14 protein-coding genes are annotated in these 15,925 nt (G+C 68.9%); 5 read left to right on the top strand and 9 right to left on the bottom strand.

The annotated features are described in order from the left end of the window. Window positions 1-29: 29 nt before the first annotated feature. The 8 genes from BLR41_RS03590 to BLR41_RS03630 form a co-directional block, all read right to left on the bottom strand. Window positions 30-827, bottom strand: coding sequence for a proline-rich domain-containing protein (locus BLR41_RS03590; protein ID WP_143012986.1), 798 nt, complete (start codon window positions 825-827; stop codon window positions 30-32). A 73-nt stretch (window positions 828-900) separates the two neighbouring features. After that, window positions 901-1,458 (bottom strand): hypothetical protein, encoded by a 558-nt coding sequence (locus tag BLR41_RS03595; RefSeq protein WP_245693794.1) that lies wholly within the window; start codon window positions 1,456-1,458, stop codon window positions 901-903. After that, window positions 1,455-2,450 (bottom strand): porphobilinogen synthase, encoded by a 996-nt coding sequence (gene hemB / locus BLR41_RS03600; RefSeq protein WP_092626435.1) that lies wholly within the window; start codon window positions 2,448-2,450, stop codon window positions 1,455-1,457. Before hemB ends, BLR41_RS03595 begins: the two co-directional genes overlap by 4 nt. A 315-nt stretch (window positions 2,451-2,765) precedes the next feature. After that, window positions 2,766-4,298: a bifunctional uroporphyrinogen-III C-methyltransferase/uroporphyrinogen-III synthase gene (locus BLR41_RS03605; RefSeq protein ID WP_092626436.1), complete on the bottom strand. Its 1,533-nt coding sequence runs from the start codon at window positions 4,296-4,298 to the stop codon at window positions 2,766-2,768. A 14-nt stretch (window positions 4,299-4,312) separates the two neighbouring features. Further along, entirely contained in the window at window positions 4,313-5,251 is a 939-nt protein-coding gene (gene hemC / locus BLR41_RS03610) for a hydroxymethylbilane synthase (protein ID WP_092626438.1), read from the bottom strand. Then, window positions 5,248-6,672, bottom strand: coding sequence for a glutamyl-tRNA reductase (locus tag BLR41_RS03615; RefSeq protein ID WP_092626439.1), 1,425 nt, complete (start codon window positions 6,670-6,672; stop codon window positions 5,248-5,250). Before BLR41_RS03615 ends, hemC begins: the two co-directional genes overlap by 4 nt. Further along, a complete protein-coding gene (locus tag BLR41_RS03620) occupies window positions 6,669-7,514 on the bottom strand; it encodes a redox-sensing transcriptional repressor Rex (protein ID WP_092626441.1) in 846 nt (281 codons plus the stop codon). The genes BLR41_RS03615 and BLR41_RS03620 overlap by 4 nt, the downstream gene beginning before the upstream one ends. Before the next feature lie 719 nt (window positions 7,515-8,233). Beyond that, window positions 8,234-8,485 carry a glutaredoxin family protein gene (locus BLR41_RS03630; protein ID WP_092626444.1) on the bottom strand — a complete coding sequence of 84 codons (252 nt, stop codon included), beginning with the start codon at window positions 8,483-8,485 and terminating at the stop codon, window positions 8,234-8,236. A gap of 425 nt (window positions 8,486-8,910) precedes the next feature. On the opposite strand from BLR41_RS03630, the gene BLR41_RS03635 reads away from it, so the two are divergent. Continuing rightward, the gene (locus tag BLR41_RS03635) at window positions 8,911-9,558 is read left to right on the top strand and encodes a sigma-70 family RNA polymerase sigma factor (protein WP_245693796.1); all 648 of its coding nucleotides are present in this window, start codon (window positions 8,911-8,913) and stop codon (window positions 9,556-9,558) included. A gap of 394 nt (window positions 9,559-9,952) precedes the next feature. Next, on the top strand, window positions 9,953-10,849 hold the full coding sequence (locus tag BLR41_RS03640) for an HAD family hydrolase (RefSeq protein WP_342745323.1): 897 nt from the start codon (window positions 9,953-9,955) through the stop codon (window positions 10,847-10,849). Between the two features lie 141 nt (window positions 10,850-10,990). Here the strand turns inward: BLR41_RS03640 and BLR41_RS03645 are convergent, their stop codons facing one another. Further along, a complete protein-coding gene (locus BLR41_RS03645) occupies window positions 10,991-12,799 on the bottom strand; it encodes a putative bifunctional diguanylate cyclase/phosphodiesterase (RefSeq protein WP_092626447.1) in 1,809 nt (602 codons plus the stop codon). Between the two features lie 699 nt (window positions 12,800-13,498). Between BLR41_RS03645 and BLR41_RS03650 the strand changes: the two genes are divergently transcribed. The 3 genes from BLR41_RS03650 to BLR41_RS03660 all read left to right on the top strand — a co-directional run bounded on the left by BLR41_RS03650 (window position 13,499) and on the right by BLR41_RS03660 (window position 15,916). Next, window positions 13,499-14,209: a GAF and ANTAR domain-containing protein gene (locus BLR41_RS03650; RefSeq protein ID WP_092626450.1), complete on the top strand. Its 711-nt coding sequence runs from the start codon at window positions 13,499-13,501 to the stop codon at window positions 14,207-14,209. Window positions 14,210-14,366: 157 nt separating this feature from the next. After that, complete coding sequence (locus tag BLR41_RS03655) at window positions 14,367-15,113, top strand: GAF and ANTAR domain-containing protein (protein ID WP_092626810.1); 747 nt, start codon at window positions 14,367-14,369, stop codon at window positions 15,111-15,113. A 44-nt stretch (window positions 15,114-15,157) separates the two neighbouring features. Beyond that, window positions 15,158-15,916 (top strand): GAF and ANTAR domain-containing protein, encoded by a 759-nt coding sequence (locus BLR41_RS03660; protein WP_092626453.1) that lies wholly within the window; start codon window positions 15,158-15,160, stop codon window positions 15,914-15,916. Window positions 15,917-15,925: the final 9 nt, after the last annotated feature.

A 15,925-nucleotide genomic window follows, 5' to 3' on the forward strand; every position in this document is an offset into this window, starting at 1 on the left:
GTCCCGCTCGCCGTGCGGCGGCTGCGCTGTCACCGGCGCGCCGTCGCCTGGAAGAACCCGTTGGACCGCTTGAGGTAGACCAGCACGATGAAAGCGATCATCGCCAGCAACGTGAGGGTGCTCTGCACGTAGCTGGTCACCAGCTGTGCCGTGGGGATCTCCAGGGTGTAGCTCCCCCCTTCGGGAAGCTGCACCGTCTGCGGGATGGCGGCGGTGACCATGCCGCTGAGGGCGTTGAGTATCCAGGCACCGGCGAGCACGGTCAGCGTGATCCTGGCCCAGTTGCGGCCCGCGCGCATCTTGAACGCGAAGAGGATCCAGAGTCCGGTGAGCACAACGGAGATGATCAGTCCGGCTACGACGCCGAACATCATGGCGAACCGCAGCATGTCCTCGCTCATGACCGTGGAGCTGCCGGAGATCTCCTCCAGCATCCGCTCCATGTAGTTCCGCTGCAGCACCATCGAGATCGCCGACAGCATCGTGGCCAGGAGGGGCACCACGACCGCGATCCAGAAAGCGATGTCGATCGTGTTGGGGCGTGGCGGGCCTTCGATCTCTTGTGCCGAGACCGGCGGCGCGGCGTAGGGGTTGGGGTAGCCGCCCTGCGCGGGACCGGCCGGGTAGCCCTGCTGCTGATAACCCTGTTGCTGGTAGCCCTGCTGGGGGTAGGGAGAGGGACCGTAGCCGGACTGCTGGAATCCGCCGGACTGCGGATCGGGTTGTTGGAAGCCACCCGACTGCGGGTCGGGCTGGTACCCGGGTTGCTGCGGGTACTGCCCCTGATTCGCGGGATCCTGTTCCCAAGGATTCTGTGGGGAAGTCACGCGGAAACGGTAGAAACCCGCCGTCGAGATGTCCAATTTCCGCGATGGCGGGGAAACCGGATGGAAACCCCGCTCAACCGGGGCGACGAACCCCCGGTCCGGCGAAGAAACGCCTGGAATCACCACGCAGCAGCAGTACGAACACCGCGATGTTCAGTGCCGCGATCACAGTGGTGAACAGCACAGTCAGCGGGCCGACCGCCATCTCGGGCATCAGCTGCGGTCCCAGCACCGACCGGGCCATGCTGATGGTGAACCACGCGAACAACCTGCCGCAGACGTACAGCCCGCAGAGGACCATCACCAGCACGCGTGCCCAGTTGGCACCACGCGCCATCCGGTTGCCGAAGAACACGTACAACAGCGTCAGCCCGGCCATGACCAACAGCGCGAACATGATCCCGCCGTTGGCCGCCGCGTCCACTTCCTGCTGCGACAGCTCGGGGTTGACCCGCCGCAGCTCGCCGATGAGCATCTCGCGGTCGGCCAACCGCACCAGCGTGTTCCCCAGCCCCACGAGCGCGGCGGCTATCCACAGCCACCTGGCCAACCACACCGAGCGGGGCGGTGCGGTGGGTGCGGAAGGAGCGCGGTGGTCCACACCGCCGTGCGGGTCGGGCGGCGCGGTCACGCGGCATCCCCTCCGGACTCCTCGCGCAGCCAGCGGGCCGCCCGCGCGGCCCAGTAGGTCAGCACGATGTCGGCCCCGGAACGGCGTAGCGAGGTCAGGGTCTCCAGCACCGTTCGACGCCGGTCCAGCCAGCCGCGTTCGACGGCGGCCTCGATCATCGAGTACTCCCCGGAGACCTGATAGGCAGCGACCGGGACCTCGGAGATCTCGGCGGTCTGCCTGACGACGTCGGTGTAGGACATGGCGGGCTTGATCACCACCATGTCCGCGCCCTCGGCGATGTCCTGCCCGACCTCGCGGGCCGCTTCCCTGCCGTTGGCCGGGTCCTGCTGGTAGGTCTTGCGGTCCCCGGACAGCTGGGAGTCGACCGCGTCGCGGAACGGGCCGTAGAAGGCGGAGGAGTACTTGGCCGAGTAGGCCAGCAGCGAGGTGTCGTGGAATCCGGCGGCGTCCAGCGTCTCCCGGATGGCGCCGATCTGCCCGTCCATCATGCCGCTGGGGCCGAGCACGTGCGCCCCCGCCTCGGCCTGCGCGAGCGCCATCTCGCCGTAGAGCCGCAGCGTGCGGTCGTTGTCGACGTTGCCCTGGTCGTCCAGCACACCGCAGTGCCCGTGGTCGGTGAACTCGTCCAGGCAGGTGTCGGCCATGAGCACGGTGTCGTCGCCGACCTCGGCCGCGACATCGCGCAGCGCCACGTTGAGGATCCCGTCCGGGTCGGCGGCGGCCGAGCCGGTGGCGTCCCGTTCACTCGGGACGCCGAACAGCATCAGCCCGCCGACGCCCGCTGCCACGGCGTCCACGGCAGCCGCGCGCAGCGAGTCCCTGGTGTGGTGCAGCACGCCCGGCATGGAGGGAATCTCGACGGGCTCCGTCGCGCCCTCGCGGACGAACATCGGCAGCACCAGGTGCCGCGGCCGCACCTCGGTCTCGGAGACCAGCCGCCGCAGCGCGGCGTTGCGGCGCAGCCTGCGCGGGCGGACCGACGGGTACATATCTCGAACACCTCGCGGGAGTAATCAAAAACGGGGTCGGCTGTCGAGGTTGGTTGCGTGGCGGAACCTCTCGCACGGCTCTCGCTGCGGGAGGCCCGACATCGGGTAGCGACCTACACAACGTCGGGCCTTCCTCGCGAGAGCCGCACGCGAGAACCCGCGGCGGTGCCGGCTGCGAGAGTGATCGGAGTGCTCCCCGGCAGCGCCGAAGAGCACCACTCGGTTCACGATCCGGCCGAAAATCTCGCCGAGATTTTCGGCTACCGCCGAGGTTCCGCCGAGCAAGCCGCAGGCAACCCGACGGGCACCGTTCACTCAAGAACGGCGGGTGCGCTTGGCCTTCTTGGGTGGTGGAAGGGCACCCTCGGCACGCAGCTTGGCCGCGTGCTCGGCCAACGAGTCCACCAGGGACGGCACCTGGGCCTGGTCCGGCCGGACGTCCACCCGGAGGCCGAACTCCTTGGCGGTCTCGGCCGTCTTGGGGCCGATGCAGGCCACCAGCGTCCTGGCGTGCGGCTTACCGGCGATACCGACCAGATTCCGCACGGTCGACGAGGAGGTGAAGCACACCGCGTCGAACCCACCCGTCTTGATCATCTCGCGGGTCTCCGCGGGCGGCGGGGCCGCACGGACGGTGCGGTAGGCCGTGACGTCGTCCACCTCCCAGCCGCGCTCGGTCAGCCCGGCCGAGAGCGTCTCGGTGGCGATGTCGGCGCGCGGCAGCAGCACCCTGGCGACGGGGTCGAGCACGTCGTCGTGCGGCGGGAAGTCCTGCAGCAGGCCCTCGCTCGACTGGTCACCGGAGGGCAACAGCTCGGGGTTGATCCCGAAGGAACGCACCTTCTCGGCCGTGGCCTCCCCCACGCAGGCGATCTTGACGCCGGAGAACGCACGCGCGTCGAGGCCGAACTCGTGGAACTTCTCCCACACCGCGCGCACCGCGTTGGCGGAGGTGAACACCACCCACTGGTAGCGGCCGTCCACCAGCCCCTTGACGGCCCGCTCCATCTGGGCCGGGCTGCGCGGCGGCTCCACCGAGATGGTGGGGACCTCGTGCGCCACGGCACCGTGCGACCACAGCCGGTCGCTCATCGCCCCGGCCTGATCCTTGGTGCGCGGCACCAGGACCTTCCAGCCGTAGAGCGCCCTGGTCTCCCACCAGGACAGTGCCGCGCGGTTGCCCGCGGCGGTGCCGATCGTGACCACCAGCTGCCCCTGGAGCTCACCGGCGTCGCCGGGCAGCGAGGCCAGGGTGGTGTCGATGGTGCGTTCGGACACGGTGGTTCCGGAGGCGGTGACCGCGGCCGGAGTCTGCGGGCTCATGCCGTGCTCGGCCAGCGCCGAGGCCGCCTCCGCCAGGTGACTGCCGGAAGCGTGCAGCACGATCGGACCGTTGGTGGAGGCCAGCGCGGCCCAGTCCACCTCGCCGCGCACGTCGACCTCCGCGTGTGCGGAGCCGAGCGCGACGCCCGCGTAGGCGGGGACAGCCGTCCCCGCGGACACTCCCGGGACCACTTCGAAGGAGACGTCGGTCTTGGAGATCTCCTGCACCTCGCGCACCACCGCGTCGGCGGTGAACGGGTCACCTGCGACCAGCCGCACCACGGGGCGACCGGTCTGGGCCTCGCCCGCCAGGTTGCCCGCCACATCGGCGGGATCACCGACGGCCGGACGCACCTCGGCGGCGTCATCCGCGAGTCCGGAAACCTCCGCGGGCACATCCGGATCCGTCACGATGAGCGAAGCGTGTGTAAGCAACTGCCTGGCCCGGACGGTGAGCAGGCCCGAATCACCGGGACCGGAGCCCACGAAAGCCACTCGTCCGGGGGTATTACGTGCTCGGGTCATCAGGGCACTCCCCATCAACTACTGCCGGGGCCGCGGAGCGACGCGGCCCTGGCTTCGAGCAGCTGGGCGGCGACATCCTTGCCCAGCTGCTCAGCGGCGGTCGTCTCACCAGTGGCGGATGCGCGCACCAACCTGTTCTCGTCGGTCGCCACCACCCCGCGCATGGACAGCCGGTTAACCACACGGCCGTCGTCGTCGAGGTCCTCCACCACTCCGGCCAATGCGCCGACGGGCGCAGTACAGCCGGCTTCGAGCGCTGCCAGCATGGCGCGCTCGGCGGCCACCGCGACGCGGCTGGCCTCATCGTCCAACACGGACTGCAGCAAGTGCTCGGTGTCCACGTCATCGACGCGACATTCCACCGCGAGCGCGCCCTGAGCGGGTGCGGGCAGCATTTGCAGTGGATCGAGCGATTCAGTGATCACCTCAAGCCGGCCCACCCTGGCCAGGCCCGCGCGGGCCAGAACGACGGCGTCCAGCTCGCCGTCGCTCACCTTGCGCATTCGGGTGTCCACATTGCCACGAATACCGCGCGTTTCCAGCCCCAGTCCCAGGGCTTCCAGCTGGCTTGCGCGGCGCGGCGAACCGGTCCCCACGACGGAGCCCGGAGGCAGTTCCCCCAACGTCAGATCGTCCCGTGCCACCAGCGCGTCCCGGGGGTCCTCCCGCGGTGGGACGGCTGCCAGTGCCAGTCGGGGATCGGGCGCGGTGGGCAGATCCTTGAACGAGTGCACCGCCACATCGACCTCACCGGCCGCGAGTGCCTCGCGCAGCGCGGAAGTGAAAACACCGACACCGATCTCGGTAACCGGCGCCTCCGACTGGTCACCGGACGTGGCGATCCGAACCAGTTCGGTCGTGTAACCGGCGCGTTCCAACTCCTCGGCGACCATGGAACTCTGCGCCATCGCCAGCGCGCTGCCCCTGGTGCCGATCCGGAGGGTTCTGGTCAACGGTCCTCACCGTCCTGTTCGGAACGATCGCGCGAGACCGCGGCGGCCCTGGGAGGTTGGGCGTGCGAGACCGAGGTACGCGTGCCCGGCGCGGTGTGCTCGCCCTCCTCGACGGCCTGCGGGGTGCCGATGGCCGCGGCGGTTTGCGGATCGAGTTCGAATAGCTCACGAAGCGCGTCGGCGTAGCCGGAGCCGCCCGGGGCCGACGCCAGTTGTTTGACCCGGACGGTCGGGGAGTGCAGCAGCTTGTCCACCACGCGGCGGACGGTACGCGCGAGCTCCCCCCGGACATCCGTGTCGAGCTCGGGCAACCGGGAGTCCAACCGGAGCAGTTCGGAGTCCACGACCTCCGCCGCACGCTTGCGCAACGCGGTCACGGTGGGGGTCACCTCGGCCGAGCGCTGCGCGGCCAGGTAGGAGCGGACCTCCTCCGCGATGATGTCGCCCGCCTCCTGCCTGGCTCCGCCACCGTGCTGGTCGGCCAGCCTGCGCTGCAGTGACTCCAGGTCGACCACGGTGACGCCCGTGAGCTCGGCCACCTCGGGCTCGATGTCGCGCGGCAGCCCGAGATCGCAGCACAGCAGCGGTGCGTCCGAGGACCTGGCCGCGAGTGCGTTCGACACGGTGGCGGTGTCGAGCACGGCATCGACTGCTCCGGTGCAGGTGACCACCAGGTCGGCCTCGCGGATGGCGCCGCTGAGCTCGGAAAGCGGGACCGTGGCGGCCGACAGCCCCTCCGAACGCAGCGACTCGGCCAGCCGGTCCCCGTTGCCGGAGGTGCGGTTGGCGATCACCACCTCGGCCACCCCGAGCCGCTTGAGCTGCGAAGCGGCCAACGCGCCCATCGATCCCGCACCGACCAGCAGGGCGGAACGGCCCGAAAGGCTCGCCAGCACGTCCTCGGCGTCGGACAGCGCCTCGGAGACCACCGAGGCACCCGCGGCGTCGATGTCGGTCTCGGAGTGCACCCGCTTACCGACCCGGAGCGCCTGCTGCGCCAGCTCGTGCAGCGTCTTGCCGACCGTCTCGGCCTCGTCCGCGTCGCTGTAGGCCTGCCGCAGCTGCCCGAGGATCTGGGCCTCGCCCACGACCATCGAGTCCAGTCCGGCGGCGACGGAGAACAGGTGCTCGACGACGGCCCCGGCGTAGTGCACGTAGAGGTGGTCGGCCAGCTCGCTGAACTCGACGCCGGCGTGCCTGGAGAGTACCGATGTGACGTCGTCGAGACCGCCGTGGAAGGTCTCGGCCACCGCGTAGACCTCCACGCGGTTGCACGTGGCCACCAGCATCGCCTCGCAGATGTGCTCGCTGCGGAGCAGCTCGTGCAGCAGCTTGCCGACGTCGTCAGCGCCGACCGCCATGCGTTCGAGCATCCGTACCGGGGAGCTGTTGTGCGACAGACCGACGGTGAGCAGATTCACGGCCGAACCACCATCCCGTCCACCGGGTTGATCCCGGTGTTCACATCACTGTTTTTCGACTGTGGCGCCCCGGTCGCCGCGTGCTCGGAACCGGTGGAGTCGGGGGATTCCTGACTCCGCCGGGCCACGTGGAAGGACAGGATCTGCATCTCCACGGCGAGGTCGACCTTGCGCACCTCGACCTCTTCGGGGACCTGCAGCACCACGGGCGCGAAATTCAGGATGCACCGAACCCCCGCCTTGACCAACCGGTCACAGACCTCTTGGGCACCTTTGGCGGGAGTGGCGATGGCGCCGATGGTCACGTCCCGCTCGGGACACACCCGGGGAATGTCGTCGACGTGGTCGACCGGGATGCCGCCGACGGGCACCCCCATCAGGTCGGGATCGAGATCGAACAGCGCCGCGACGGGAAAACCCCGGCTGGGAAAACCACCGTAGTTCGCCAGCGCGTGCCCCAGGTTACCGATACCGATCACCGCGACCCGGTTCTGCTGGGTCAGTCCCAGGGTGCGTTCGATCTGCCCGATGAGTACGGCGACCTCGTAGCCGACTCCCCTGGTGCCGTAAGAGCCTATGTAGGAGAGGTCCTTGCGGAGTTTCGCCGAGTTCACACCCGCGGCCACCGCCAGTTCCTCACTGGAGACGGTGTGCACCTCACGCTCGTGCAGGCCGGAAAGCACGCGCAGGTAAACCGCGAGTCGTGCCACCGCCGCTTCCGGGATCGACCTGGCGCGGTCCTGCGGCTCGGGGATGCTCACCCCCTCCGACTCCGACGACCGCGCTTCCGCCGCGGTCGCGGCTTTCGCGTCGTCTCGCACGCCGTCTCCGTGCGCCGTCACGCTGGCTCTCCCTCGACCTGCCTGCTGTTGCTTTCGTGGGTGGCCGGAGGAAGCGCGCACCGGCAGCCGCCACGTTGGACTACGTGACACCCGGTTGGACGCAACACCGACCACGAAGGGGTGACTTCCGGGGGCGTATGCCAACGCCACCGGTAATCGCGTGCGGAGATTCCGCGGAACGAGTCCGGCAACACGACACCGCCCACCGTAGCTATTTGTGAACACATGCACAAAGTCGACCCGGCCCGTAGTAACGAGCCCCACAACCATCCGAACGCCCTGCCGGACGCGGGGCCGAATTCTCGGGCGATCGCCGGGCTCGACCGTGCTGTCGTGGCCCCGCCGACCCGATCGTCCGTTCCCCGCGATTCCCGAAGAACCCACGGGTGGGCACCCGTTCCGGATCCGCTCCGATCGGACCGGGTACTCCGCCCGAATCGGCCGTGATCCCCGAAACCGAGCCGGACGACCGAACGAGCGGCGAACACGGACGGATGAAACTCCGTCACGCTCCGCGCCACGATCGGGAACCGCCTCGAAGGGTGACCCTCGACCACCGGACCGAGTGGTGGAACAGGTACTGAACACATCCTCCCCGACAGCCCCCCGAGGTGCCAAAACGAGTGGTCTGCGGATCGCGAAGCCACCGGGAAGGGCCTGACGACGAGCTTCGGGAACGCCGGCGGCCCGCGTCGGGACCGGGGCGCGGCGATCCGGCCTCAACGAGTCAGCGCGGCGCGCAGCCGCTGCGGCTCCACCTTCCAGAACCCGTGCTCGACGCCGTCGACGAGTATCACCGGAACCCTGTCGCCGTACTCCGCCCTGAGTTCGGCATCGGCGTCGACGTCCGAGGTGCTCCAGGCGACCCCCAGCTCGGAGCACACGCCGTCGATCTCGGCCGCGGCGGTGTCGCAGGCGGGACAGTCCCGCCGAACGAGCAGCGTCACCTCGTGCCTGGCCCTCTCGGACACTCGATACCACCCCGTCTCGCCGTTTCGCGGACACGATCGCCCGCCACTGGTGATTGTCCACCCCACGCCCGACCCGACGGTCGCCGGATCAGCCGGTGCGCAGGGAGAACGGCGAATCGCGAGTGGTGGAAATCACCGGATTCCGCCCCCGGAGGACGAGTTCGGGTGAGGGCTTCGGGTGGGGACTTCGGGGAATCGGTATCAATTCGACCTCCGGACACACTACCTACCCGGCAGTAACAAGACGTATGCTGCCGATCCTGACAACCGATTCCCGACGAGGCTCGCACGATCACACCGAAGACTCCAGGGACCAGAAAATGCTTCAGGCAACGGTGCAACATCAGCGAACGCCGCGACTCCCACCCGCACCCCACGAGGCGCGCCAGCCGTCGTCAGCAGCCCCGTTACGCGAGGAGCCCTCGGTGGCACGGGAGCCGACACCGGCCGAGGAATCACGGCTGCCCACCGAACCACCCCCGACACCGCGGTCGACGGTGCCCGAGCCGAACGAGTGGGACGGCTGGAGCCACGTGCGCGCCGCGCAGGACGGCGACAACCAGGCGTTCGGCAGGCTCTACGACCAGTACGCGCACCTGGTCTACCGCTACGTCCTGCTGCGGGTCAGCGACCACTGCCTGGCGGAGGACATCACCAGCGAGACCTTCGCGCGAGCGTTACGGCGGATAGCCTCGGTGAGCTACCAGGGGCGCGACGTCGCCGCCTGGTTCATCACAATCGCCAAGAACCTGCTGCTGGACCACATCAAGTCCAGCCGCAACAAACTGGAGGTCCCGCTCGCGGACCCGAGCGAGGCCAACAGTGGCGGCACCCCGCAACAACCGATGGGGCCGGAACAGCACGTGCTGGCCGAAGCGGCCCACCGCGAACTGCTGGACTGCGTCCGCAGACTCAACCCGGATCAGCGGGAATGCATCAGACTGCGTTTCCTGTTGGGCCTGTCGGTGACCGAGACGGCCGGTGTCATGAACCGCAACGAGGGAGCGGTGAAAGCACTGCAGCACCGGGCGATCCGCAGATTGGCCCAGCTGCTGCCGGACGATCCGCGCTGAGACCGCCACCCCGACACGGCGGCAGGTGAACCCCGAAGGCCGCGGTAGTCGCGAACAACCGTCTCGCTCGCGGAGCGAGCCACACCCCGCCACCGCCACCAGCTCCACCGCCACCAGGCCCGGACGGCCACAGCCGTACGGCCGAGGGCTCGGACGACGCGAACCCGCGATCACTCCCCCCGTTGGAACGACGCCGCCCCCGACTGGGTCAACACCGAAAACGGACAATACATCTAAGCTAGGAATGCTGGTGGTGGGCAACAGCGCGAGAACAGGCCACACCGCTCGCGGACCAGCAGCGAACGGACGACTCCGGAGGAGACCGGGAGGCGCGGCGGTGCCGAGACGGCCAGGCTCAGCCGAGGAAACCAACGACGGGGACCAGCACGACAGCGTGTCCGAACCACGGGAGCCCACGCTGGAGGACGCCCCGGACAGCGCCGAAGTCGCGGGACGCGCCTCGGCGGAGGCGGCTGTCACCACGACCTCGGACGACGAGAACACGGCGACATCGCGAGATCTCACCGCGGCCGCGTTCTTCGACGTGGACAACACGATGATGATGGGGGCGTCCCTGTTCCACTTCGCCAGGGGGCTGGCCGCGCGGAAGTTCGTCCGGGCAGGAGATCTGGCCGGGTTCGCCTGGCAACAGATCAAGTTCCGCATCGGAGGCGCGGAGAACGCGACGGATCTGCAATCCAGCCGGGAGCAGGCGCTCTCGTTCGTCGCGGGCCGCGACGTCTCGGATCTGGAAGGACTCAGCGAGGAGATCTACGACGAGCTGATGGCCGACCGGATCTGGGCGGGCACCAGGGCACTGGCCCAGATGCATCTCGACGCGGGCCAGCGGGTGTGGCTGGTGACGGCGACGCCGGTGGAGCTGGCACAGGTAATGGCACGCAGGCTCGGTCTGACCGGTGCTCTCGGCACCGTGGCCGAACACGTGCAGGGTGTCTACACCGGCAAACTCGTGGGCGAGATGCTGCACGGCGGGGCGAAGGCGCACGCGGTGCGGGCACTGGCGGCCAGCGAAGGGCTGGATCTGCGCCGCTGCACCGCGTACTCGGACTCGGCCAACGACGTGCCGATGTTGTCGGTGGTGGGTAAGGCCGTAGCCGTCAATCCGGACCAGCGGCTGCGCGAGACGGCACGCGCGCGCGGCTGGGACATCCGCGACTTCCGAACCGGCCGCAAGGCCGTGCGGATCGGGGCCCGCTCCGTACTGGGTGTGGGAGCGTTGAGCGCGGGACTGGCCGCGGGCCTGGCGTTGCGTCGCAGAGACCGTTCCTGACCGGGCGGGTCGAACCCCCCGGCCGTGCGCCTCTCCGGTTCTCGGACCGCTGCTTCCGCTCGGGACGCACCGACCTTCCCGGGGGCTGACCGAGTGGACCGTCCGGAACTCACCACTCCCGGAACTCACCGTCGCCGGAACTCACCGCCGCCGAAGACCCGTGATCACGGTTCGGCGGAACTCGGCGGCGGGGACCGGGTGCCCGAAGAGCCAGCCCTGGTACGCGTCGATACCGAGGTGAGCGAGCAGGTCGCGTTGGGCGCGGGTTTCGACGCCTTCGGCGATGCAACGGTGCCCGGTGGCTCGGCACAGGTCCACGATGGCGCGGATGATGGCCACGCTGGTTTCGTCGGCATCGGTGGCGGGCAGAAAAGTGCGGTCGAGTTTGATGATCTGCGCGGGCATTTCACGCAGGCGGGCCAGTGAGGAGTAGCCGGTTCCGAAGTCGTCGATGGCGAAGGCCACGCCGCGCTCGGTCAGGTGGCCCATCGCGTGCTGCTGGAGCAGCGGCAGTTCCAGTAGCGCGGTTTCGGTGAGTTCGAGAATGACCCGGTGGGGATCGATGCCGGATGCTGTGACGAGCTTGGACAGGGTTTCGAGCTGGCCGGGTTCGTTGGTGGGCGGGCCGGAGAGGTTGACTGCGATGTCGATCTCGGGCCAGGTGACTGCCTCGGCCAGCGCGGTGCGCAGGACCCAGCGATCGAGTTCGGCGAGCAGATCGCCCTGTTCGGCCAGGGGGATCACCACGTCCGGAGCCAGCATGCCTCGCTGCGGGTGCGGCCAGCGCAGGAGAGCCTCGGCACCGGTGATCCTGCCGTGGACGTCGACGAGGGGTTGGTAGTGCAGCGCGAGCCCGTCGTTGGCCAGGGCGTCGCGGAGCTCGTCCTCGAGATCGAGCTGGCCGGTGCTGGCGTTGTCGGGAGCGGTGTCGGCGATGGCGACCCGACCGGTTCCGCGTCGTTTGGCGTCGAACATCGCGGCGTCGGCGAAGCGGACCAGGTCCTCGAAGGTGCTCGCGGCGCCGCCGACGGCGGCCGCCCCGACAGAGCCCGAGATCCGCACGAGGCGTCCTCCGAGCGGGAGGCTGGCACGCAGGATGCCGGACACGCGGGCGGCGAACGTCTCGAGTCCTCCGTGCACGGCCACCTCGGGGCAGGTGATCAGGAACTCGTCGCCGGAGAAGCGGCCCACCCGACAGTCGGGCGGCAGCGCGTCCGTCAACAGCCGGCCCACCGTGATCAGCAGTTCGTCGCCGACGGCGTGGCCCCACGAATCGTTGACGCGTTTGAAGTTGTCGATGTCGCAGAACAGCACGGCGAAGCCCTCCGGAAGCCCTTGGGCGAGGTGAGTGGCCAGCAGGGTGTGCAGCCCCTGGCGATTGGGCAGGCCGGTCAGCTCGTCGTGGTGGGCCCGGTGATGCAGTTGTTCGATGCGCTGTTGCTGCGAGGTGACGTTCTGGGCCACTTTCAGCCACAGGCGAGTGCCGTCGTGCTGGACCGAGGCAGCGGTGTGGATCTGGCAGTACACGGTATGCCCGTCCGCGTGGGTCAACAACCGGAGTTCCCCGTGGGGCAGGAGTTCCCCGTGGGGCAGGAGTTCCCCGTGGGGCAGGTTCGCCGATCTCGGCGCCGTTCCCGAGTCGGCCTCGCCCAGCAACGAGGAATCGCTCATGCCGAACAGCTCCGCACGGTCACGGCCGATCAGCCTCCCGGCCGCGTCGTTGGCATCCAGCACTCGGCCGGATTCGTCGACGATGAACAGGGCCACCGGCACGAGGTCGAACAAGCCCGGCATCAGTCGCGGTGGTGACGGCCGTCCCGCCACTCGGATGGCGTCGTCGAGCGCGTCGAGATGGCTTAGCACGCCGTCGTGATACCCGTCCGGGTCGCTCAGTCGCTCCCGCAGGCTGATCAACGCATCCCGCCGCAGGAAATGGGCCGAATCAACCATCAGTTCCCCCGGCCCCAGGACCGGGCCGCCTCCGTGTGGACGGGGTGATTACCGAAATCGTCGCGGCTGGCTGCGATGGAGGACACCGCCCCGCTGACCGGTCGAGCGCGATACGTCGAGCCACAGGAATTCTCATTCGTCGAAGCGGGCTCGTGGCCAGGATCACTCGTGGCCAGGAACAGTAAACCGTGCCAGCTATTGCTCAACCAGCTGAACTCAGCATAGCAACGGAACGGCTTGACCGGTATCACCACACCGTGTGTGGGTGTATACACTGGAAGTGATGAAAAAGAGTAGCACCGTCGGGGCTTCGACGGGCTCTCGGATCCCCGGGGGAGACGAACCCTGGTTCCGACGATCGGGTAAGAGTCGAACCGGGCACGAGTTGGATCGGGCGTGAGTGGTTCGCCCGTCACTGCCCGCTGAAAGCGGTTATGGGCGGGAGCAGCGGCAAGAGTCGGGGAGGAGTCGTTGTCGCCATCCCCGGCCGGAGAACACTTCGCGCCGGCCGGATCGAGGAGACGCCCGGTCCGACGCGGGGACGCTCCGGCCCGTGCGAGGTCGATACGGAGGTGGCACGGCCGAGTCCCGGAGATCGATCCCACGCGACCTCGCCGCGACCGGGCGCGGACCGGCGGACCCCGGGTGGGAGCAGCACGGCGGATGGGGCGGTTCGCGACAAAAATCAGGTGGTGGACGATGAACGAGACGATCGACGAAGACAGCGGTCTCGTGGTCGAGCTGTCGCGGGCCGCGCAGCGATTGCAGCGTCCGGACTCGGAGAACGAAGCGTTGCGATCGATCGTGACCGGCGCCGTGGACACGGTCCCGGGCGCCGAGCACGCGGGGGTGTCGTTGCTGCATCGCGACGGCGGGATCACCTCGGCGGCCATCAGCGATGCCACCGTCGAAGAGGTGGATCAGCTGCAGGCCGACTACCGCGAAGGCCCGTGCGTAACCGCGCTGTGGGAGCAGCACACGGTCATAGTCGACGACCTGAGCGCCGAGACGGACCGCTGGCCCCGGTTCGCTCCCGAGGCGGCCGCGCTGCGAGTGGCCAGCATGCTGTCGTTTCAGCTGTTCACCCGCGACGACTCCGTGGGCGCGTTGAACCTGTATTCCGGACTCCCGCGCAGTTTCGGAACGGAATCACAGCTGTTGGGTGGGTTGTTCGCCGCGCACGCCGCGACCGCCCTGGGCGGGGCCCGCCACGTGGCTCAGCTGCACCGGGCGTTGGCCACCCGCGATGTGATCGGACAGGCCAAGGGCATCCTGATGGAGCGTTTCGAAGTGGATGCCGACACGGCGTTTCGGCTGCTGGCCCGCAGTGCCCAGGACGCCAACATGAAACTCGTGGCGGTGGCACGATGGTTGACCCGAGCCGAGGCGTCGGACGAGCGGGACGCGTGAGGGTTCCCCGCCGGTTCGACGGGACACACCCCTGGTGGACGGGCCGTTCTCGTGAGCCGGGCTACGATAGCTCCTCAGGCCGTGCCGGTTCACCACCCAGCGATCGGTACGGCTCCCGCACAGTGCATCGAGACCGCCCCCGCGGTGGGAGATGGTGATGAGTCAGGACCGGCGAACCGTGCTGTTGTCCCGGCTGGAAAACAGGCTCGCCGCCGGGGAGACGGCGTCGCGGATGAGTGTGCTGTGTGCGCTGACAGTCGAGCACTTGACCGTGTCCGGAGCGGGGGCGACGGTGTTGGCCTCGCTCGCCGACGGGGACGGGCAGGATCCGAGTCGCGGGTTGGTGCACGCCACCAACGAAATCAGCACCGGCTTGGAGGACCTGCAGCTGACCGTCGGCGAAGGACCTTGCTTGGACGCCTTCGTAACCGGCGGACCGGTACTCGTCGCCGATCTGACGGAGACTCACACCCGGTGGCCCGGTTTCACACCCGGCGCGCTGGCCCTGGGCGCGGCCGCGGTGTTCTCCTTCCCACTGCACATCGGCGCCGCGCGACTCGGTTCACTGGACATGTACCACGACCGTCCCGGCAGGCTTTCGGACGCCCAGATCTCCGACGCGTTGATCCTGGCCGACCTGGCCACCCACACCGTCATCACCGAACTCGAAGGCCACGCCAGCAGCGACGCCGGTTGGCTGGCCGACCCGCACGCCGAGATACACCAGGCCACCGGCATGATCCAGGCCCAGCTGAACACCACCACCGAGAACGCGCTGCTACGGCTCCGCGCCCACGCCTACACCTATTCCCTACCCCTGCTCGACGTGGCCCGCCGGGTCACCGACAGACAACTGCGCTTCACCGACGAGCCCGACGACGATCAGCAGGGCACACCCGCCTGAGTCGGCACGACGGATTCGATACCGAGAGGGAAACGAGATCGGCGATGACTACCCGGCGCGAACAACGGCTGGCCCAGACCTTCGTGGCGCTGTCGGACACCCTGGTCGACGACTTCGACGTGCTCGACTTCCTGACCCTGCTGGCCGAACGAGCCACCGCACTGCTCGAAGTCACCGCTGTCGGAGTAATCCTGTCCGACCAACGTGGTGGCTGGCACCCCACCGCCGCGTCCACCGAGGACGCCCACCTGCTGCAGCTGCTGGCCACCCAGACCCACGAGGGCCCCTGCCAGGACAGCATCAACACCTCGACCCCGGTCACCAGCTATGACCTCAGCGCCGAGCACGCCCGCTGGCCCACCTTCAGCGAAGCGGCCGTGGCCGCCGGTTTCCGTACCGCCGCCGCCGTACCGATGCGGCTTCGCCGCCGGACCATCGGTGCCCTCACGCTGCTGGACACCACACCCAGCGCCGTGGACACCAACGGCATTCAACTGGGGCAGGCTCTGGCCGACCAGGCAACCGTCGGCATCCTGCACCACCGCGCACTGCGCCGCGAGGAAACCCTGGTCGAACAGCTGCAGGCCACCCTGCATCACCGCGTCGTCATCGAACAGGCCAAGGGTATCCTCGCCGAAGCCGGGAACCTGACCATGCACCAGGCGTTCCAACTGCTGCGCGAGCACGCCCGCGTCCACGGACACCACCTCACCGATCTCGCCCACAGCCTCACCACCCGCTCCACCCGGGCCGACGACCTGCTCGAATTCCGGGCGCATCCCAGCACCGACACCCGCGAGTGACGGGTCGGT

This window comes from Actinopolyspora mzabensis, from assembly GCF_900101095.1.
Classification (GTDB): Bacteria; Actinomycetota; Actinomycetes; order Mycobacteriales; family Pseudonocardiaceae; genus Actinopolyspora; species Actinopolyspora mzabensis.

Coding starts and splice junctions, on each gene's coding strand:
- hemB (WP_092626435.1), bottom strand. CDS start 2,450: ATGTACCCGTCGGTCCGCCCGCGCAGGCTGCGCCGCAACGCCGCGCTG.
- BLR41_RS03655 (WP_092626810.1), top strand. CDS start 14,367: ATGAGTCAGGACCGGCGAACCGTGCTGTTGTCCCGGCTGGAAAACAGG.
- BLR41_RS03605 (WP_092626436.1), bottom strand. CDS start 4,298: ATGACCCGAGCACGTAATACCCCCGGACGAGTGGCTTTCGTGGGCTCC.
- BLR41_RS03645 (WP_092626447.1), bottom strand. CDS start 12,799: ATGGTTGATTCGGCCCATTTCCTGCGGCGGGATGCGTTGATCAGCCTG.
- BLR41_RS03650 (WP_092626450.1), top strand. CDS start 13,499: ATGAACGAGACGATCGACGAAGACAGCGGTCTCGTGGTCGAGCTGTCG.
- BLR41_RS03660 (WP_092626453.1), top strand. CDS start 15,158: ATGACTACCCGGCGCGAACAACGGCTGGCCCAGACCTTCGTGGCGCTG.